Genomic DNA, 19474 nt, shown 5'->3' on the forward strand with positions numbered 1-19474 from the left:
TGAAAAGTGAAATTTCTATAATCCTACTATTAGTCATCATCCAAATCCATATGCGTAAATCTGCGTCATATGTGGGCAAAAAAGCACTGCAAGAGCCCCCTCTTCATTCCAATTCACTTTTCACCATTCAATACTCCCCATCCACTCTCCATCCCAGTTCGTCCTTACAAATGCGATACACGCCTCCCTTGTTCAGTTCCACGTCCCACTCCACGCAGTTCCAGCCCCCCTCCTCTTCCCACCAGTGTCCCGAGTGCAACCACGGCCCCCGCACCGCCTTCACGAAACCCGACACCTTTTCGCACTGTATCCAGATCGGCACTCGTCCCTGAAACTCCACCGCCGCCTTCAAGCCCGGCCGATACCGCCGCAGCGGCATGCCAAACATCCGCCCCAGGTCCAACTCGCCCACCGGCGGCACCGACGCCGGCAGCTCCTCCATCCGCACCCCATCCGGACGCCCATCCTCCTCCAGCACCGGACGCCCCACCCGATCCTCGCCCACGATCCCCGCCACCCGCGACAAAGTCTGGGTAAAGCGATACGGATTCTTCAAGCTGCTCTCAAACAAGCCCAACTGTCGCTGCTTAAAGTCAACCACCTCCAACCGCAACTGCATCCGAGCCACCGGCGACTCCGTCTCCACTTCCTCGAGCCGAGCTGCCAGCAACGAAAACAACGCCCCCTCATCGCTCGTCGCCTCCGGCAGCTTCTGCTCCACCACGATCGGCTCACCATAAGCCACCCCCAAATCCAGCCGAGCAAAAGCCGCCACCTTGTGCGCCACCCGCATCCTTACGCACAGCGTATCCAAAAAACGCCTCAGCAAGAATAGCAATGGTTCCACCGAATCCACATCGTATTCAAATTCCCACGACTCATTAAAATCCGCCGGCAGCTCCGCCACCGCGACCACCCGCTGCTCGTGCCCCGTCACCCGATCCCAAAGCCGCAGCCCCTCCATACCCAGCCGCGCCCCCACCGCCGACCGTTCCAACTTCGCAAACGCCGACACAGTCCGCACTCCCCATTTGCCCAACACATCCAACAGCGGCGGCGTACTACCAACATTCCCAATCGGCATCTCACCCATAAAGTTTTCCAGCGGAACCTTTAGGAGCGACTTTGGACACGAAGCCTCAACCTCCAATTCGCGACCAAGGTCGCTCCTACCTGAACCCACCACCAAAACGTTCCCTTCAACCGACTTCGCCGCCAATCCCGCCACCACGCAGCTCTCCGCCACTCCAACGGCTACCACGATCCCCATCGCCGACAGCTCCGCCACAATCTGTCCGCAACGCTCAAGCGACTCTTCCAGCTTGGTCCCCTGTAGGTCGACCAACACCTCACCCGCACCGTCTCGCTCCACTCGCGGCGACAGCGAATAAGCCACAGCAAACAACAAATCCTCCAGCGACTCCTCCGTCTGCCGCGAGCGATGCCGTACCACCAGCTCCGGACAACGCGCCAAGGCCTGCGGCACCGACAGTCCCGCAATCACGCCTTCCCGTTCCGCGCCCTCCGTCATCTCCAGCACCACCGGTTTCCGCGCCTCCGCATCCACCACCGCCAGTAGGGCTGGCGCTTGCGCCACGCCGCAGAGACCAGCAGGCACAACCTGATCCGGATCCCCCCTCAAAACCGCCTGCAACGCCAGCCTCGGAACCTGTAACACACAAAACATTATCTAGCTACCGTATCCAACTATTAATTACACTAACCCTTATTCTTATTCATGTCCTTGATAGACAAAAATCACCCAACCGCTCTCCGCACCAACTGCGCAAAGCCGCCCCGCTCCCGCGTACGCTTGCGCAAAACCTCGAACTCCAGCCCACAACCCAAGCCTCGCAGATCGCTATCCATCTCCCCGATCCCATACTGCCCCGCCAAACGCACCCGCACCTGAGCGCTCGGAATCATCGCCTCCGGCGTAAACACGCACACATACGCCCCCGACCGCTCCGCCAAGCGCTGCAGTCGGTACCAGTCCGCCGACTTCACCCGCCGCAGTTCCCGCGTCTCGCACCCCCGCAAGTCCACCAGCACCATGCCCAAATTCTCGTCCCGCAGCAAAGCGTCCGCCAGCTTCATGGCCTCCCCCGCCGAGCGACACCGAGCCCACAGCAAATGCTCCAGCAGCTCCGGCGGCGACGACTGAGGATCGAAGCCATCCGCCCCGTCCACCAAGGCCGCGAAACGCATCGCCCGCCGCATGCCCGCCAGCAAGTGCAGCAACAGCACCTGACCGCCCGAGCTGGCCCCCGTTTCAGCCAGCTCCGTGAGCAGCCCCGAGCGCAAGCCCCCATCCAGGGCTTCGTCCAAAGAGTCGACACCAGTCCCTAGAGTTTCCGATTCAGCTGGCGCCACGCGCTCAACTCCCAGCCCATCAAAGGCTTCCTCCAGACTGGCCGACTCCGCATCTGCACGAGCGGTCGCCATGCCATCATTCCACTGCATCTCAGAGCATCCGTCAACGTCCTGAAACGCCTCCAAATCGCTCACATTCCTAGGCGCCTCATCTCCAATAATTTGCCCCTCAAAAAAAGTTGTCTCGCTCGCTTCCGCCGTCACCCGCCAAAGCTAGCAGAAGGCATCAGACATCCGCCGTCCTAAGCCACCACAAACACACCGGAAGGCAACGCTAAGTCGTTGCGCCCCTAAGCAATTACTCCGCCCTGCAGAGCGAACGTCGATGACTAACACCTTGAGCTTATAAAATCCAAATAGTGAGCCCCAACGTAAACGTGCGTGTCGTAAACAATATCCAATTCATGCTGATCCGACTCACACTCTTTTCCCTTTTCATCGCCAGTCTCGCTATAAACGTGGAAGCAGCCCCCCAGTCCCCCGCTCCCTTCTGGTACGGGTCACAGTCAACTTGAAACAGGAATCTACCATATCGAGGTCGACTCTCGCTCGCCGAGGTACGCAGACGAGAGAAACGCAAGATATCTCTGCGATGCATTGATTGCCCAGATCGCTGATGAAGGTGACCTCCCTGACAAGTCAGCGGTTCGGGCGCTCCTGCCATCGATTGCTTCGACGAACCGTCGATCAAGCTTCCGCCAATACCTTTGCCAGATCACCGATGCTCGCGGGCTTGGCCAGATGATAATCGAACCCGACGTCCTTCGACTTGGCTCGCGACTCTTCGTGGCTGTATCCAGAAACCGCTACAAGAAGGTTTTTGAAGCCCCGCGAACGTAGTTCAGAAGCTACCTCATGGCCAGTCATATCCGGTAAGCCGATGTCGACGAGAATGGCATCTGGGCCAAAGACTCCAGTGCGCTCCAAACCCTCTGAGGCAGTTCGCGCTGTTTCAACGACGCATCCGAGATCGCGAATTTGCCGCGGCAGGGTAAGTAATATGCTTTCGTTGTCTTCGATGATTAGCACCTTAAGACCAGCCCGAACAGAAGCGGACTTCTGCTCAGACGTAGCTTCGCGAGCCTCCCAGTTCAATCGAGTGGCTGCGGGTAACCGCACCTCAAATGTAGCGCCCTTCTTCTTGCCTTCGCTATGTGCCTGTATACTTCCCCCGTGCAGGGTCACTAGCTTGTTGCACAAGGCCAGACCGATGCCCAAACCAGAATTAGCGCTGCCCTCGTTTTTAACCTGGTAAAACGGATCGAATACTTTCTCAAGGTCCTCAGGGAGCAGACCGGCTCCATCGTCAGTCACCTCAACGAGAATCTCGTTCGCGACTCTTTCTGACCTTAAACTAATGAAACCACCGGTCGGCGTGAATTTAGAGGCGTTCACCATTAAGTTGCTGAAGACCTGCTCGAGCCGCACTTGGTCCGCTTCCAAGCATAGCCCCTCGGCTAAATCAACCTTCAATTTCTGATGTTTTTCATCAAACCGACCTTTAGTTGAGCGTATTACATTTTTCAATACGCTAGACAGGTCCAATGGCGTTTTCTCGATCAGCACACTATCCTTAGTGACTCTTCTAAGATCGAGCAAGTCATCCAAAAGTTTCGCCATCGAAGTCACGCTATGGCGCATCAGGCCTAGCACCTCCTCGGTACTGCCATCGGCATTTTCTAGAAAGCTTAAGCCGTAGCTCAAGGCCGCGAGCGGATTACGCAGCTCATGCCCCAGAATGGAGAGAAACTCGTTCTTCCTCGCGTCCGTTTCCTGGAGCTCCTCAATCGCCCGGCCGAGCGATGACTCCAGATCTTTGCGCTTCGTGATATCGAGCACCAACCCTTTCATCCGGTTCGGCTCGTTCGATTTATTCCTCGTGAGCCTCCCGACTGCCCAGATCCACCGAACTTCGTTTTTGGCCGTTTGGATACGGCACTCGAAATCCCACAACTCCGTCTCGCTTACGCTAGCAAAAGAGGCTGCTACTCGCTCGCGATCTTCTGGATGCACATGCTCCATGAATCGCTCGTATGACCAGCTTGATTGAAGCTCATCGTATCCAAATATTCGGTCGTGCTCGATCGTTCGAACGGCTTCCTGAGTCGCAAAATCCATTTCCCAAACGCCGATGTGATTCGACTCGAGCGTGAAGCGCAGGCTCTCTTCGCTCGCTGCCAAGCGCCGTCGGGTGTTCTCTTCCTCGGTGATGTCTCCTACTAGCCCAATCATACGCACGGGCTTGCCATCTTGAAACTGTGTAATTCCGCTCGCTTTGACGTGGTGTTGCGCTCCCGTCGCGCGATTGATGACCCGATAGACTACTGAGTAGTGGCCGTCGCCTTGAGGATCCGTCGATGCTTGGATCGCTTGTTCTGTCTTTTCAACATCGTCTGGATGCAAACCGTCATAGAAGGCTTCTAGCGTAACTGGCTCATCCTTATCGAGACCCCAAATTTCGCTAAGAAGAGGTTCCCATTCAATATGGCCTTTGTTCACATCGTAATCGAAAAGGCCCAAACGACCGGAGTCTTTAGCAAGACGCAACCGATCTTCGCTCTGCTGCAACGCAGCTTCCCTCTCCAGCTTATCCGTGATGTCCGTGTTCGTGCCGAACCAGTGCACGATGCGGCCTTCAGAATCACGAATGGGGGTCGCACGCGACAGGAACCATCGGTACTCACCCTTTTTGGAGAGCAGGGGAAAGGTGTCCTCCCACTCTTTTTGCAGGGATAGCTGATTCTTAAAGTGGTCTGTTACACGCTCGATGTGGTCCGGATGGTGGAGCTTCTGCCAGCCCCACCCTTTCATCTCGTCGAAGTTGCTTCCTGTATACTCGTACCAGCGCTCGTTGTACCAATCGATACTTCCCGTCTCGTCGGTCCTCCATGCGAGTTGCGGGATGGAGTTGGCAAGCGAACGGAACCTCTCTTCGCTCTCGTGCAAGCGATTCCCCGCCTCGCGGGTTCGAACAGCAGTAGAGAGCATATTGGCCACGGACTGCAAAAAGGTTGCGTCCTCCTGGGAAAACTCACGTCGCTTCGTCGTATGTACGCCAATCACGCCGAAGGGCGGTTGAGAGTGGTTGATCACACAACTGATTCCACTCACGACGCCATGATCCGTCAGCAACTTGGGGCCACTAAACCTTTTTTCATCGTCTAGCTGACTTACGATAACGGGCTCCTTAGCTGAGAGCGTGTATCCAGCTTGTGAATTCTGATCGGATGACACTCGAGCTTTCCCTACAAGCCCAGGGCGCCAACCTACACCCGCCACCATGACGAGCTCTTTCTCGTCTGGCAGGTACTTGAGTAGTTTGCATAAGTCGGCGTCGAGCGTGTGGGCGACTTGCCGCACCGCTTGGTGCATGAGCTCCTCAGGATCGACTCCGGTCAAGGCCAAGAGGCCTAACTGGGCCACTACCGACTGTTGGCGCTCTCTTCCTTCCGCTCGCTTATGGAGCTCGCGCAGTTCGGTGATGTCCTGAAATACCAGTACCACGCCTTCTATGCGACGGTCTTCGGTGCGGTAGGGCGTAATCTGCCTCACAAACCAACGACCCTTGCCGTCCTGCCTTTCAGAGCGAACCGGTTGGAAGTTGTGCAACACGCTCCGACATTCCTCCTCAAGGTCGTTGTCCAAGAGATCCCGGCCTAACGAAACGATCCGGCGACCCACATCTGGAGGCCCCATCCTAAGCAGATTTTCCGCAGCTTCGGAATAGCGTTCAACGCATAAGTCCGGATTGAGGAAAACGGTGGGAAGATTTGTACTCGCGAAGAAGTTCTGCACATCGTTGGTCGCTCGATGCAGCTCATCGATCTTTTCCTTCAGCTGGGAATTAACCGTGCTGAGCTCTTCATTGAGCGATCGCAGTTCCTCGGCGCTCGCCTCCAGCTCCTCGTTCGAGGATTGCAGTTCTTCATTGGTCGAAAGCGCTTCCTCGTGGGCCGCCTTTAACTCCTCAGTACTAGACTCTAACTCCTCGACCGTATTCTGCAATTCCAGCTTGGTCTCTGTCAGCTCTTGCTCCAGCTCCCGAGCGCTCGACTCGTTCGCCTTGTTCAAGGCTTCCCGCTCGCTATCGTTGATTGTCTCCTCTTCTCGAAAAACCAGGCAAACCACCGAACCATCTGCATACTCCTGATCGCCGAGAGGAAGCAGTTCCACATTAACCACTCGTCCCCTCTCATCCGCGGATCCTTTTGTATCCAGAAGACAGCGCAGACTCGCTCGCTCGTTGGTTCGACGTACCTTAATGAGCCCGCTACGCACCCTCGTGCGCAACGATGGCCTAAGATATTGGATGATCTCATTGCGAGGTTCACCACTGGGAAACGTCGTATAGGAGCTGAGATCGCCATGACTGTAGAGGAGCCGCCCGTTCTCATCGATCATCATGGACGGAGGCGTTGCCGCCTCCATCAAGGACAATCGGATCCGGTCCGGGCGCGGTATGGACTCGCTGTTCCGCGCCTTAGGCCGAGGACCATTATGGGACCTATCGCCGCCTCGATCCCTTTCCAACCGTTTAACATGCAAACGGCCGAGTGTGGCCCGATGCCCCGTACGACCTGGGATTTTCTGATAGATCCGCCACTTCTTAGATTCCGTGCGGAACAGTACTCCTTGGTTGCCTAGGCTCTCTGAGCTACCCAAGAAAAGATAGGCTGGGTCGTCCAACGCAAAGTAGAACGACGCCAGCACGTGCTCTTGAGTCTCCCGCGTCAGGTAGATGAGGAGGTTCCGACACGAGATAAGATGCATGTGGTTAAAAGGCGGATCACCAGCTACATTTTGCGTGGCGAACGAAATAGTATCTCGAAGGAAGCCCCTCACTTTATAGTAATGCTCACCATGAGCCTTGGCAAAATAGCGATCTAGGAAGGCTGCCGGCACCTCGCGGGCGATGCTATCGGGATAGACGGCTTTGCGAGCAATCTTGATCGCATTGTGGTCGATGTCGGTGGCAAAGATCTTAACTTTATTACGCTTTCGGGCTTTGGACAAAGCCTCTGCTGCCAAAATGGCCAGCGAGTACGCCTCCTCTCCACTGGCGCAGCCAGGAACCCAGATCCGGAGATCTTCCTTTTTGCCGAGTTTCTCCACAATGGCCGGGAAAACAACTTTCTCCAAATGCTCGTAGGCCTTCTTATCCCGGAAAAAGTCAGTCACGTTGATCAGCAAATCCTGCGAGAGATTCTCCCGCTCGGACTCGCTTTCACGCAACTCCTCAAGATAATCGGAATATTCTTGGATACCGATCGAACTCATGCGACGGGCAATGCGTCGCTGCACCGTGCCAGGCTTGTATTGGCTGAGGTCGAAATCCGAATTTGACTTTAGAATTGCGGTGACTTCGCCCAAACTCATTTGGGCGTCGGGCTCGTTGCCAGGATCAGTTTCTTCGCCTTCCTCCTCCCAACTCTCTCGCAACGACATAGGATGGGCGGCGTAGTCCATCAAAATCCCTGGCATATCCTCGATCGGCACGATTTTGTCGGCCGCGTTAGCCCGTAATGCACTGTCTGGCATACCCGGATGATCCGCTTCCTCCGGATCTTGTACCAAGGCTAATCCGCCTGCGGCCTTGATCGCCCTCAATCCCGCCGTACCATCGCTCCCCGCTCCAGAGAGAATGACGCCTGCGCAGCGGTCCTGGCGCTCTTCTGCCATGGACCGGAACAAATGATCGATCGCTGCTCGCTTGCCCTTGCTATCTTGAGCTTCCACTAGAGCTAACTTCCCGCGTCTGAGTTCAAGGTAGGTGTCTTGCGGAATCACGTACACAACGTTTGCCCTAACCTCTTCCCCATCCTCAGCGTGCTTGACACAGATCGAAGTCTCGCGGTCGAGAAGCTCCGCCAACATGCTGTCGTGGCTCGGGTCCAAGTGTTGCACCACAACGAACGCCAAACCTGAGTCGACGGGGATCGATGAGACAAAGCGTTTCAGAACTGCAAGCCCCCCAGCCGAAGCTCCAATGCCCACTATGACTGAGGGCGTTATATCAGAATTCTGATGACTCATAAATAAGGTTTATTAAATCAGGGATTCGAAACGCTAATCCACCTCACAATAGTTACGCTAGCTAAAAGTCTGCTAAATTAAACCTCTCATTCATATTGCAACTTTCTAGGGTTTACTCCTGATGCATTACGCAATTCAGATATTTCGATAAGAGTCACGCCTGAGCCTTGTATATAAATATATAACTGTCGTCTCGAATCGATCACTACTCTCTAAAACGATCCAGAACGGCTGATCGCTCTCTGATCGTCCATGTCATCGTTCAAACACTGAATCGATATATTAATTTAACCCTTTATATAGATGGGACCGGCTTACCAAACACGTTGCTACGAAGAAAGCAGAATCAACCTTGACGCTTGAATCGACTGTATATCGTTCTATCCAATGGCGCGACGCAATCAAACTGCCTCGCCCCTCTAGACAGCCCTGGAACGCAGCTCTTTAAGATTTCAACCTTGCTGGGCCCGGAGGCCACGTGTTCCTGTCAAGCCCACAGATCTCGTCCGTCCACCAGATGCAATATTGCGTGTCCATTTTTCGTATACGGCCTCAACGCCGTCAGCAGCGAACTCAGACATCGAATGGGGGACTCTGCTGAACGCAAAAAGTCCGCCAACGGCGGAATCTAGGAACCCGCCAGCGACATCTCGATGGCGGAGATCATCTTGTCAGATTTCGGAGCGACCGCGGAACTGAAACGCTCCACGATTTCACCCTCACCGTTGACTAGGAACTTGCTGAAATTCCAACCGATCTGTCCAGGAAACGGCGATTCCTCTCCTGCGAGCTTCTCGTAGAGCGGATGGCGATTCGGACCGTTAACTTCTATCTTCGAAAACATCGGGAAGCTCACCCCATAGGTTAGCGAGCAAAACTCCATGATGTCCTCCTCTGTGCCGGGCTCCTGCCCTCCGAACTGATTACAGGGAAAGCCTAACACCACCAAACCTTCGTTCGCATACTTCTCGTTCAATTCTTCTAACCCCTTGTACTGCCGCGTGTAACCGCACTTAGAAGCGACGTTCACGATCAAGAGCGTCTTACCTTTGTACTTTTCTAGCGTCGTCTCGTTCCCTTCAATGTCGACGAGCGGAATATCGTAAATCGTAGTGTCAGCCTGGAGAGCAGAAGCGAGGACGAGGAAAAAGGCGGCGAGCAGTGTGAGTGTTTTCATATCGTTTGGTTTGGAAGGTTTGCTTTGGTCTACCCTGAGAACGGAGATAACAGGCTACGATTGCGAAGAAGGTGAGCGATGTGAAACCGAGAGGCCATTCGCATCGAGGGGATAAACGATCGGGATCGCTGTTTGTTCGTGTAAATCACCCCACTCGAGCGATGCATCGCCCCGAGGCAAGCATAGCCGGTAGGCTAAACCTCATGCGGGCGGGCGTAGGGGAAATCGGCGACCTTCTCCAGCTTGTAGTAGCTGTTCAAGCCAGAGATTCCCGCACAACGGAGCCCAGCCAAGTCGATGTATCCACTATCCGATACAGCATTCTCGTCGACGTACACATCCTGAACCTCCCCGACGATCAATGAAGTGCCATTGCGGGGGATCGAAATCTCGTCGCAAAAACGCAAACTGTACTTGAGCGGGCTCTCTTTCACGAAAGGAGCTTGCGTTCCCTCAAGCGACTCCGGAGTTAGACCCACTGCCTCAAACTCCGAAACCTCCGCATCAAACTTGGCCGAGGTGTAGTGACCCTGTCGGGCAAAGGCATACGGCAAGCTGTTGATCGTATAGTCACCCGTCGCCACGATGTTCTCGTAGGTGTGGCGGCGCACCTCCCCGCCGGGCCGCAAGACGAAGCCGATGAGCGGTGGATTGCTCCCAATATGTACCACAGAACTGAATACAGCTAGGTTTTTCACTCCCTTTTCAGAGACAGTCCCGATCAAGTTGGCTGGCTTCACACCAGAGATAGAGTTTACGATATTGAGACGCCGAATACGGTCGCTCGCCTCCAAATCTGTTTTCGATAAATGCATCATACGCTTATTTTGTTTCGGATAGCTAGACCTTCACACCGGTCGACGACTCTCTCGCTTGTAATCGAATCTTCTCCGCCGCTTCGGAAATAGATTTCAGTTCTTCCTCTTTAATTCGCTTCAAGTTCCTTAGCTGCATGCTCATGCGCGGATTCGCACTCAAAACGGATTCGTGTCGGTGAAGGAAGTCCCAATACAACACCGTAAAAGGGCAAGCATCTTCGCCACTTTTCTTGTCCGGATCGAAGCGGCAACCACTACAGTAGTTGCTCATGCGCTTGATGTACTTGCCGGTCGCCACATAAGGCTTCGAAGCCATCACGCCACCGTCCGCATATTGCGACATCCCAAGCGTGTTGGGAAGCTCGACCCATTCGACCGCATCCACGTAAACTGCCAGATACCAGGCGTGCACTTCCTTCGGGTCCACACCATGCAAGAGAGCGTACAGCCCTGTCACCATTAGCCGCTGAATGTGATGGGCGTACCCATACCGCATCGTCTGCGTCACGACATCTCGGATACAGTTCATATCGGTATCACCATCCCAATAGAACTGGGGTAACGGCTCGTCGCTCCCTAGGGCATTGCGATCAATATAGTCAGGCATGTACATCCAGTATATTCCCCGTACAAACTCTCGCCAACCAAGGAGCTGGCGGACAAATCCCTCTACCGATTCGATGGGAGCATTTCCCTTACGGTAGGCCGTCTCTGCCGCCTTCACAACTTCCCTCGGATCGAGCAGCTTGAGGTTGATTGAAGAGGACAACAAGGAATGGTTCAAGTAAGGCTCGCCCGTCCACATCGCATCCTGGTGAGCTCCAAACTGCGGCAGCTCGTTTTCGATAAAACTGTCCATCGCCCGCAAGGCTTCCTCACGCGTGACCGGCCAGTCAAAAGAGCCCAAGTCACCTGGGTGATCAGGGAATCTCGTATCCACTTCCTGAATAACCTCTTTGGTAATTTCGTCGGGAGCGAAACGCATGCGCGGAAAAAGCCGCTCCGGCCCTTCTTTGCCGAAGGCCTTCCGATTACTCGCGTCGAAGTTCCACTTGCCTTCCACCGGCTGGTCTCCCTCCATCAGCACCGCATGCTTTTTTCGCATCTCACGATAGAAGTACTCCATACGCAGTTGCTTGCGTCCTTCCGCGTGTTTGGCAAAGCCGAGCGGACTCGAATAAAAAGAGCCGTCTTCCACGACCTCCAATACCAGACCGCAAGAACTACAAGCGTTTCTGAGATCTCCCAGCACTCGATAATCACCGGGCTGAGTCACCCGAACCTTCGCGAAATCCGTTTCTGCTAAAAACGCTTCGAGAGCCGAGCCGAGCGAATTGAACTCCGGTTTATCGCCCAACCGGCCATAGTGGAGCTCTTTTCCCGACTTCTCCACATCTTTGGCAAAATGCCTCATCGCCGATAAGAAAAGGACGGTGCGAATCTTGGATGACCAAACGTGAGTCGACTCCTCGCTAACCTCTGCCATCCAAACAGCGTCGCATTCCTTGAAAGCAGCTAAGCGAAGCGAGAGTTGGTCTCCGAGGACGACGAGAAGGATACGGTTTGGCGAGGTCATGCGGCGTTAAGGAAACGAAGCCGGCAGTCTGCCGTTGGCGTGCCGGAACTAATCTTTACGAGCGAGCTGCTGCCGCAAATGCAGATTCTGTCAGCAGCCTACGATAAGAGCAGCAGCACGAGCGGAGCGATTACGAGCAATGATCGGTTAGTCGGCTGAGCGTAGTTCCGATTCTCCAAGAAGCGTGGGATAAAACGTGTATCCAGTATACCTTTACAACCTGCATTCTTACCGGCGACTAACCCTGAACTTTTTATGAAGGAGGGATCCGGTACCCACTCTGAAACGAACCCCTCCCAGAGACGCCTTCCAGTGCAAACCGTAATCGCCACCCCTAGGACGCATGTACAAGTACATCGTAATTTTCTTCACTCTCGCCGCACTCGATGCAGCTCCAAACACCAGTGCCCTGCCTGGTGAAGCCAATGGTCTCACACCCGATGCCTATACCGCTGCGATAGGTGGGCTCACAATCGGGATTTGCATAATCGCCAGCCGTCGCCACGACAAGCGCGCCAACTAGCGAGAACCAGCAAACCGATCTGGTTCAGCTAGGTTCAGAGAAGCTTCTTTCTCATTTCTCTTGGAATAAACCTCTGGCACGGTCCTCTTTCGATCATGTCCAAACTCTCTGTTCACTCACAGGTCCCTTTCTCTCACTTAATATCGATCGAAGGGGAAAATGTGGAAATTCCCTCGAAGACGCACGCATTCACTCACCTCCAATTCCGCCGCTTCGCGGGCTGCCCCATCTGCGATATGCATCTTCAGAGCTTTGCCGCTGGAGCCTCCCTCCTTGCCGAAAACCATATCAGGGAAGTCGTCTTCTTCCACTCAAGCGCGGAAGCTCTGCTAAGGTACAATTCGAAACTGCCATTTCACGTAATCGCCGATCCCGACAAAACGCATTACAAGTCATTCGGCGTCGAAAGCTCTCTCCGAAGCGTGCTCCACCCTTCAGCCATCTGGCAAGGGCTCCGCGGTGTCATTCAAAAAGGTCTCGGCCTCTCCTTGAAAAACGGTCCCCTCGGACTGCCCGCAGACTTCCTCATCGACGATTCCGGAGTCTTGGTCGCGGTCAAATACGGCGTCCACGCCTACGACCAATGGACCGTTCACGAGGTTCTGGATCACGCAAAACAGACCGCACCCACCTGAGCGCAACCGATCAGCCTCTTGAAGACCAGATCGTCACCAGCTACTTTCAGTGGTCAAAGCGATGGGCCACCTTATTCCTGAAAAACCCAACCGCTAGGATCCCCATCCCGACCAACGTGCAAGGAATAGCGTAGTCTAGGCAAAACCCAAGTTTGTAGGAGATCGCCATCAGAGAGAAGTTGATCGCGAGGGCTATGATGATGTTCTTTTTCGTAAGCGTCTTAGTATTCATAGTAGAAGGAATTAATGTTCTGCCAGCCATCTTCTACAGCTCCCGCCAATTGTGAGTCACTTTTCCGCGAACGGTCGCAACCGCCCCTTGAACGGCACCCAGCCTAGTGCCTAATTTAGCCCTTTCCCCCCTCAAGGCCTCATCCTATATCCCTCCTTATGCCATCGCCCGCCAACCGCCTCTCCCAGTTCTCCGAGTCCGTCATCCGCGGGATGACCCGCCTCGCCAATCGTTGCGGAGCCATCAACCTCTCCCAAGGCTTCCCCGACTTCGATCCACCAGAAGCGGTTCTTTCCGCACTCGAAACAGCGACCCGTGGCCCTCATCATCAATACGCAGTGACTTGGGGAGCTCCTCGCTTCCGCGAAGCTCTCGCTAAAAAGATAAACCGCAATACCGGCCTCCACGTCGATCCCGACCAGCACCTCGTAGTGACCTGCGGCAGTACCGAAGCCATGATGGTAGCCATGATGACCGCCTGCAACCCGGGAGACAAGGTCATCGTCTTCTCACCTTTCTATGAAAACTACGCTGCAGACGCCATCCTCTCGGGAGCCGAACCGATCTACGTCACCCTGAACGCTCCAGATTTCGGATACGACAGCGGAGAACTCGCAGCTGCCTTCGATCAAAAGCCCAAAGCCATCGTCGTTTGTAATCCTTCCAACCCTACCGGCAAAGTCTTCACCCGTGGCGAACTGCAAGAAATCCTCGACCTCGCAGAAAAGCACGACACCTACGTCATCACAGACGAACCCTACGAGCACATCGTCTACGAGCCGCACGTCCACACCTACGCCTGCTCGCTACCCGACGCCTTCGACCGGGTCATCACCTGCAACTCCCTCTCCAAGACCTACTCCATCACCGGTTGGAGACTTGGCTACGTGCTCGCGTCGCCCGAGGTCATCGCCCAAGCCCGCAAGGTTCACGACTTCCTCACGGTCGGAGCAGCCGCTCCCTTGCAGGAAGCCGCAGTGGCGGGCCTCGAACTCCCCGATAGCTATTACGAAGAGCTCCAGAACCTCTACACACGCAAGCGGGACGTCTTTTTGAGCTTTCTACGCCAAACCGGTCTCCCCTTCACCGAGCCACAAGGAGCGTACTACGTAATGGTCGACATTTCTTCGCTCGGCTTCGCCGACGATTCGCGTGCGGCTGAATGGTTCGCTCGCGAAGTCGGCGTCGCTGGAGTCCCTGGCTCTAGCTTTTTCCGCGACCCCGAGCACCGCTTCGTTCGCTTCCACTTCGCCAAGAAGGAAGAAACTTTGCGAGCGGCCGGCGAGAAGCTCCTGCGCCTAGCAGACGAGGCGTGGTTGAAGGAATCTATCGAAACCTTTGGGCGAGAGTAGGGGCGTCACAACTGGGCAAGCCGCAATCCGGAAACGCAAAGAACCCGCAGCCTCTCGGCTACGGGTTCCAATGTTGCTTGGAGAAAATATCTTCTTCTAAAGAAATCCAGCAGCTTCCACCACCGCCGGTACGGGCCAGCTTAACACGATTTGCCCGTACCTGTAAATCAGGCGTAAACGTGAAAAGAGCCTCCTCTAATCCCCTAGAGTGAGAATCCTAGCCCAAAACACCTCCAATAGGTGGTTTTCCCGAATTCCTGCTTAACCGAACCGCGCTTACGTCGAATGACCAAGGAAGCGAACAACTAAACCGTGGCTACTAAGCAACAGACTAAGAAAAAAGGATTCATCTCACTCGCCTATCACCGAGCGTTTACCATGGGAGCGTTGCGTCCTCACGCGGAAACGATCTTTCCGCACCTCAATTCCCCTGGCGGAAAATTCGTGGAGGTAGGCGCCAGAGACGGCCTCAAAGGATCGCTCACCCCCTATCTCGAAAAAGTCCTCGGCTGGAACGGATTGCTCATCGAGCCTTGGCCACACCTCTTCCAACGCTGCCGGAAGAACCGAAAATCATCTGTTAGCCTTAACGTGGCCGCCTCCGAGCGCTTATTGCGGGATTCCTACATCGAGATCGCAGGCAAGCCGCCCATCGCGTCGGTGCGCAAAAAGCTCATCCAAGAGGCAGAAGCGCGGACGCAAGGTCGCCCCCTAGAAGCTCCTCGTCCCGGAAAAGCGAAGCCGAAGAAAGTCCACTACGTCAGCACCAACTCCATCGCGGGCATCCTCGATCGAGCGAACTTCGACAAGCAATTCGAGCTCATGATCTTCAACCTGACCGGCTACGAGGATCGCGCCATGGACGGCATGGACTTCGAACGATACAAGCCCACCTTCCTGCTCGTTCGCACCTTTTCCGCGAACATTAATCTCCCCGGACTGCCGCACTACTACCAAAAAATCTGCTCAAGCAAGCACAACGAACGCTCGATGCTGCACCTATTCCGCTACGCAGACTTCGGTGTGAACTAGACTGGTGCACGACTTCGCCGAAGTCGCATCAACGCGCAAGCGGCGCCCTTTCCGTCCTACAGAGTCAATCGCTCTAGCAGGACCTTAACCACGACCTTCTTCACCTCCGCCCCTTTCGTTTCCGTGAAAAGCCCCGGCATGTGAGCATCTTGCGGCAACAGCAGGGCAAAGGTTCCAGGGTGCATCGAGAGCTGGAGGCCTGCAGGGATCTCGTACTCGAAGAATTCAACATCGCGCTCGGGTAAATAATCGCCCTTCGAGCCCAAGGTATGGGTAGGATATACCGCGATCCGTTCCGATCCCACTAGGGCCATCTGCACGTCCGCGTACTTGCGGTGAGCCTCCAATACGGCCTGCGGATCCGTATCCTCCTTCGTCTGGTAGCTCATCACACGAGCGAAGATCTCGTCCCAATCGATTGGATACTCCTTTTCATCTGCGTCGACAGATAGGTTTTCCAAAAAATGGAAAACCTTTTCCCAAGCCTCTCCCAACGAGTACTGCTTCCAATTATTGATGTGGTCTACGATCATAGGTACCCAAAGTCATCCAAATCACTCCACATTCCAACACCGAAATTCCTACGCGGGAGCACGTGGGCCACCGCCCCTCACCCTCGACCTGATACCTCAAACCGGAAACCTAAGCGTCCTTATTCCGCTCCGCCTTCAGCTTCTCCCAGCGTGCCAAGCGCTTAGCGATTTCCGTCTCCTCTCCCACGTTCTTGAGTTCGAGGAACCGGATCGGTTTTTCCATGAACTCCTGTCCCGAGATGTTCTCCGGAAAGCTATGGCTGTATTCATAGTCCTCCGCATTCCCCAATCGCTTCGAAGCCTTCCCCCCACTGTCCCGCAACCAAAGCGGCACCTCCTGCAAGGGCCCTTGCTGGATCGACGCCATCGCTTTTCCGAGAGCTGAGTAAGCTGAATTGCTCTTAGGAGCGGCTGCCATGTAGCTGACGCAGTGAGCCAAGTTGATCCGACACTCCGGCATCCCTACAAACTCACAAGCCTGTTGAGTCGCCACTGCCAATGGCAATGCTTGCGAATCGGCTAAGCCCACATCTTCCGAAGCAAAGATCACCAAGCGGCGAGCAATGAAACGAGGATCCTCGCCGCCGCTCAACATCTTGGCCAGCCAGTAGAGAGCCGCATCCGGACTTCCTCCACGCATGCTTTTTATGAAAGCAGAGATCGTATCGTAGTGTTCGTCTTCGTCCGCGTCGTAGCGGATCTGTCGCTCCGAAGCGAATACACTGATCGCTTCATCCGTGATCTCGCCACCCTCGTCCAGTCCCATCGCGATCACTTCCAATGCGTTCAAGGCGCGCCGCAAGTCCCCGTCGCTCAGTTTTGCCAAACCTTCCAATACTCTGGCCGAAGCAGAATGCTTCCGCTCTCCTAGACCGCGTTCCTCGTCCGTCAGGGCTCGAGACAAAGCCGCGGCGATTGTATCCACATTATGGGGATTCAAGCGAAACAAGTGACTGCGACTCAAAAGCGGCGCATTCACATAAAAGCCCGGATTATGAGTGGTAGCTCCGATCAATCGGATGTTGCCCGCCTCCACATCCGGCAAAAGCAAGTCTTGCTGCGACTTGTTAAAACGATGGATTTCGTCAATGAAGAGTACCGTATCCTTATCCTCCATACGACGAGCGATCGAGAGAATCTCGCGAAGTTCCGCTACATTGGACATCACCGCATTGATTCGTACGAATCGACTCTTCGTCTCACCCGCGATCGCCTCCGCCATACTTGTCTTTCCACAACCTGGCGGACCGTAGAAAAGCAGACTCCCAAAGGTGTTCGATTCCACCAGACGTGGCAAAAGCTTGCCCGGCGCCAAGATGTGCTCCTGACCGACGACCTCGTTCAGCGAGCGTGGACGCAGTCGAGCCGCCAACGGCTGGCGCTTCGACGACGCGGCGCCATCGCACTCACGAAGCGCGACCTCTTCTTCCGCTCCAAACAAACTCGCCTGATCATCCATTCCCAGAAATTGAGCGAGGCCTCCACCTGCGTCAAAGCCAACATCACAGCTACATATATCTGGATGGGCGGTTTCCAGGACGTCCTCCCTGCAGGATCCACTTCGAAATTACACGCTTGCGTGGGCGAACCTAGACAAAGCAGAGTGACTATCCACTGTTACTCAAGCCCTTAACCCTCCCCCTCTCCCATGCTAGCCATTGTTTCTAGCGCGGCCCTGCAAGGAATCCAGGCCGTGCCCGTACTCGTGGAAGTCAACTCGGGCGAGAGCGGCGACCCGCGACTCGTCTTAGTCGGTCTCCCTGACGCCGCCGTCAAGGAATCGGATGACCGAGTCTTCTCCGCCCTCGCCAATTCCGGTTTTCGCAAACCGCAAACCCGCACCACCATCAACCTCGCGCCTGGCGACTTGCGAAAGGAAGGTCCCATGTACGATCTCCCCATCGCCCTCGGCATCCTGGCGGCCACCAACCAGCTCTCAGGCGAGGCCCGTCTGAAAGATTTCCTGATCGGCGGCGAACTCTCACTCTCCGGCGCGACACGCCCTATCCGAGGGGGGCTCGCATTCGCCTTGGAAGCCCGCGACTCCCAGAAACGCGGTGTCATCCTCCCTCTTTCATCAGCCCGCGAGGCGGCCCTAGTGGAAGGTATCGAAGTCTACGGAGTGGAGTCCCTCGCCCAAGCCCGCCGGTTCATCGAGGGAACTCTTGAACTACCCAATCTTTCCGGCAAAACCGTTTTCGACCCGAATCCGCAAGACAGCGGGCTGGACTTCGCCGAAGTCAAAGGACAGGCAGTCGTCAAAAGGGCGATCGAGATCGCGGTGAGCGGAGCCCATAATATCCTTTTGCTCGGACCACCGGGCTCCGGAAAGTCCATGATCGCTAAGCGCGTCCCCAGCGTCATGCCGGATCCTAGCCTCGACGAATTTCTGGAGATCCTGCAGATCGAGTCTGCAGCCGGAATAACCCGCTCAAAACAGATAGCCAAGCACCGCCCTTTCCGCTCCCCCCATCACACGATCTCCGACGTCGGACTCATCGGCGGCGGCAGCGTACCGGGACCCGGCGAGATCTCTCTAGCTCACAACGGCGTACTTTTCATGGACGAGTTTCCGGAGTTTAAACGCTCCGCGCTCGAAGTTATGAGACAACCGCTAGAAGACGCGGAAGTCACCATCTCTCGCTCTGCGGGTAAAGTCACCCTACCTTGCAACTTCATGCTGGTGGCGGCGATGAACCCCTGTCCGTGCGGGTATCTCGGCTCCCAACAAAAGGAGTGTATCTGCTCTCCGCATCAGGTTCAGAAATACCGCCAACGAATCAGCGGTCCACTACTCGACCGCATCGACTTGCATGTAGAGGCCCCGGCCCTTTCGATCGGACAGCTACGCGAAGCCAAACCGGGAGAGAGTTCAGAAGCTATTCGAAAACGCGTCGAGGCAGCTCGGCGTCTGCAGCGTAACCGTTTTTCAAATACAGGCATACGCTCCAATGCGGATATGGGCCACAAGGCGATCCAACGTCACTGCGCCATCTCTTCTGAGCTAGGCGACATCTTGCAGCAGGCAATGGAGCGTCTTTCCCTGTCGGCCCGCGCCTACGACCGTATCCTCAAAGTGAGCCGCACCATAGCTGACCTAGCCGAATCTACAGAGATCGAAGTGCCTCACCTTATGGAGGCTATCCAATTCCGCTCCCTCGACCGAATGGGCAGCAGCTGAGTGATCTGG

Annotated in this window: 14 protein-coding genes; 5 read left to right on the forward strand and 9 right to left on the reverse strand. The window is 55.2% G+C overall.

Annotated features, from left to right (window positions below; translation table 11 throughout):
* Window positions 1-127: 127 nt before the first annotated feature.
* From QEH53_RS10510 to QEH53_RS10535, 6 genes are all read right to left on the reverse strand, one after another.
* Entirely contained in the window at window positions 128-1597 is a 1470-nt protein-coding gene (locus QEH53_RS10510; protein ID WP_309023143.1) for a hypothetical protein, read from the reverse strand.
* A 161-nt stretch (window positions 1598-1758) separates the two neighbouring features.
* Window positions 1759-2508 (reverse strand): hypothetical protein, encoded by a 750-nt coding sequence (locus QEH53_RS10515; protein WP_309023144.1) that lies wholly within the window; start codon window positions 2506-2508, stop codon window positions 1759-1761.
* A 552-nt stretch (window positions 2509-3060) separates the two neighbouring features.
* On the reverse strand, window positions 3061-8406 hold the full coding sequence (locus QEH53_RS10520; RefSeq protein ID WP_309023145.1) for a chemotaxis protein CheB: 5346 nt from the start codon (window positions 8404-8406) through the stop codon (window positions 3061-3063).
* A gap of 628 nt (window positions 8407-9034) precedes the next feature.
* Complete coding sequence (locus QEH53_RS10525; protein ID WP_309023146.1) at window positions 9035-9583, reverse strand: glutathione peroxidase; 549 nt, start codon at window positions 9581-9583, stop codon at window positions 9035-9037.
* A 194-nt stretch (window positions 9584-9777) separates the two neighbouring features.
* Window positions 9778-10401 (reverse strand): flavin reductase family protein, encoded by a 624-nt coding sequence (locus tag QEH53_RS10530; protein WP_309023147.1) that lies wholly within the window; start codon window positions 10399-10401, stop codon window positions 9778-9780.
* A gap of 22 nt (window positions 10402-10423) precedes the next feature.
* On the reverse strand, window positions 10424-11977 hold the full coding sequence (locus tag QEH53_RS10535) for a cryptochrome/photolyase family protein (RefSeq protein ID WP_309023148.1): 1554 nt from the start codon (window positions 11975-11977) through the stop codon (window positions 10424-10426).
* 343 nt (window positions 11978-12320) lie between these two features.
* Here QEH53_RS10535 and QEH53_RS10540 point away from each other — a divergent pair, with 343 nt between their 5' ends.
* Together QEH53_RS10540 and QEH53_RS10545 are read left to right on the forward strand one after the other, a co-directional pair.
* Window positions 12321-12500 carry a hypothetical protein gene (locus tag QEH53_RS10540; protein WP_309023149.1) on the forward strand — a complete coding sequence of 60 codons (180 nt, stop codon included), beginning with the start codon at window positions 12321-12323 and terminating at the stop codon, window positions 12498-12500.
* 95 nt (window positions 12501-12595) lie between these two features.
* Entirely contained in the window at window positions 12596-13135 is a 540-nt protein-coding gene (locus QEH53_RS10545) for an AhpC/TSA family protein (RefSeq protein ID WP_309023150.1), read from the forward strand.
* Between the two features lie 46 nt (window positions 13136-13181).
* Here the strand turns inward: QEH53_RS10545 and QEH53_RS10550 are convergent, their stop codons facing one another.
* Window positions 13182-13367 (reverse strand): hypothetical protein, encoded by a 186-nt coding sequence (locus tag QEH53_RS10550; protein ID WP_309023151.1) that lies wholly within the window; start codon window positions 13365-13367, stop codon window positions 13182-13184.
* Window positions 13368-13525: 158 nt separating this feature from the next.
* Here QEH53_RS10550 and QEH53_RS10555 point away from each other — a divergent pair, with 158 nt between their 5' ends.
* Both QEH53_RS10555 and QEH53_RS10560 read left to right on the forward strand, forming a co-directional pair.
* Window positions 13526-14719 carry a pyridoxal phosphate-dependent aminotransferase gene (locus tag QEH53_RS10555; protein ID WP_309023152.1) on the forward strand — a complete coding sequence of 398 codons (1194 nt, stop codon included), beginning with the start codon at window positions 13526-13528 and terminating at the stop codon, window positions 14717-14719.
* A gap of 312 nt (window positions 14720-15031) precedes the next feature.
* Window positions 15032-15751 carry a hypothetical protein gene (locus QEH53_RS10560; protein WP_309023153.1) on the forward strand — a complete coding sequence of 240 codons (720 nt, stop codon included), beginning with the start codon at window positions 15032-15034 and terminating at the stop codon, window positions 15749-15751.
* Between the two features lie 56 nt (window positions 15752-15807).
* Here QEH53_RS10560 and QEH53_RS10565 read toward each other — a convergent pair whose 3' ends face one another.
* Window positions 15808-16284 (reverse strand): YhcH/YjgK/YiaL family protein, encoded by a 477-nt coding sequence (locus QEH53_RS10565; protein ID WP_309023154.1) that lies wholly within the window; start codon window positions 16282-16284, stop codon window positions 15808-15810.
* A gap of 109 nt (window positions 16285-16393) precedes the next feature.
* Window positions 16394-17743, reverse strand: coding sequence for a replication-associated recombination protein A (locus QEH53_RS10570; RefSeq protein ID WP_309023155.1), 1350 nt, complete (start codon window positions 17741-17743; stop codon window positions 16394-16396).
* A gap of 189 nt (window positions 17744-17932) precedes the next feature.
* Here QEH53_RS10570 and QEH53_RS10575 point away from each other — a divergent pair, with 189 nt between their 5' ends.
* Window positions 17933-19465, forward strand: a complete 1533-nt coding sequence (locus tag QEH53_RS10575; protein WP_309023156.1) for a YifB family Mg chelatase-like AAA ATPase — start codon at window positions 17933-17935, stop codon at window positions 19463-19465.
* The last annotated feature ends 9 nt before the right edge of the window (window positions 19466-19474 follow it).

The organism is Pelagicoccus sp. SDUM812002 (assembly GCF_031127835.1).
GTDB lineage: Bacteria > Verrucomicrobiota > Verrucomicrobiia > Opitutales > Opitutaceae > Pelagicoccus.

What these genes read in the sequence shown, in the direction of transcription:
- QEH53_RS10540 (WP_309023149.1), top strand. Translation starts at nt 12,321, where the DNA reads ATGTACAAGTACATCGTAATTTTCTTCACTCTCGCCGCACTCGATGCA.
- QEH53_RS10575 (WP_309023156.1), top strand. Translation starts at nt 17,933, where the DNA reads ATGCTAGCCATTGTTTCTAGCGCGGCCCTGCAAGGAATCCAGGCCGTG.
- QEH53_RS10570 (WP_309023155.1), bottom strand. Translation starts at nt 17,743, where the DNA reads ATGGATGATCAGGCGAGTTTGTTTGGAGCGGAAGAAGAGGTCGCGCTT.
- QEH53_RS10545 (WP_309023150.1), top strand. Translation starts at nt 12,596, where the DNA reads ATGTCCAAACTCTCTGTTCACTCACAGGTCCCTTTCTCTCACTTAATA.
- QEH53_RS10565 (WP_309023154.1), bottom strand. Translation starts at nt 16,284, where the DNA reads ATGATCGTAGACCACATCAATAATTGGAAGCAGTACTCGTTGGGAGAG.
- QEH53_RS10550 (WP_309023151.1), bottom strand. Translation starts at nt 13,367, where the DNA reads ATGAATACTAAGACGCTTACGAAAAAGAACATCATCATAGCCCTCGCG.
- QEH53_RS10535 (WP_309023148.1), bottom strand. Translation starts at nt 11,977, where the DNA reads ATGACCTCGCCAAACCGTATCCTTCTCGTCGTCCTCGGAGACCAACTC.
- QEH53_RS10555 (WP_309023152.1), top strand. Translation starts at nt 13,526, where the DNA reads ATGCCATCGCCCGCCAACCGCCTCTCCCAGTTCTCCGAGTCCGTCATC.
- QEH53_RS10520 (WP_309023145.1), bottom strand. Translation starts at nt 8,406, where the DNA reads ATGAGTCATCAGAATTCTGATATAACGCCCTCAGTCATAGTGGGCATT.
- QEH53_RS10530 (WP_309023147.1), bottom strand. Translation starts at nt 10,401, where the DNA reads ATGATGCATTTATCGAAAACAGATTTGGAGGCGAGCGACCGTATTCGG.
- QEH53_RS10525 (WP_309023146.1), bottom strand. Translation starts at nt 9,583, where the DNA reads ATGAAAACACTCACACTGCTCGCCGCCTTTTTCCTCGTCCTCGCTTCT.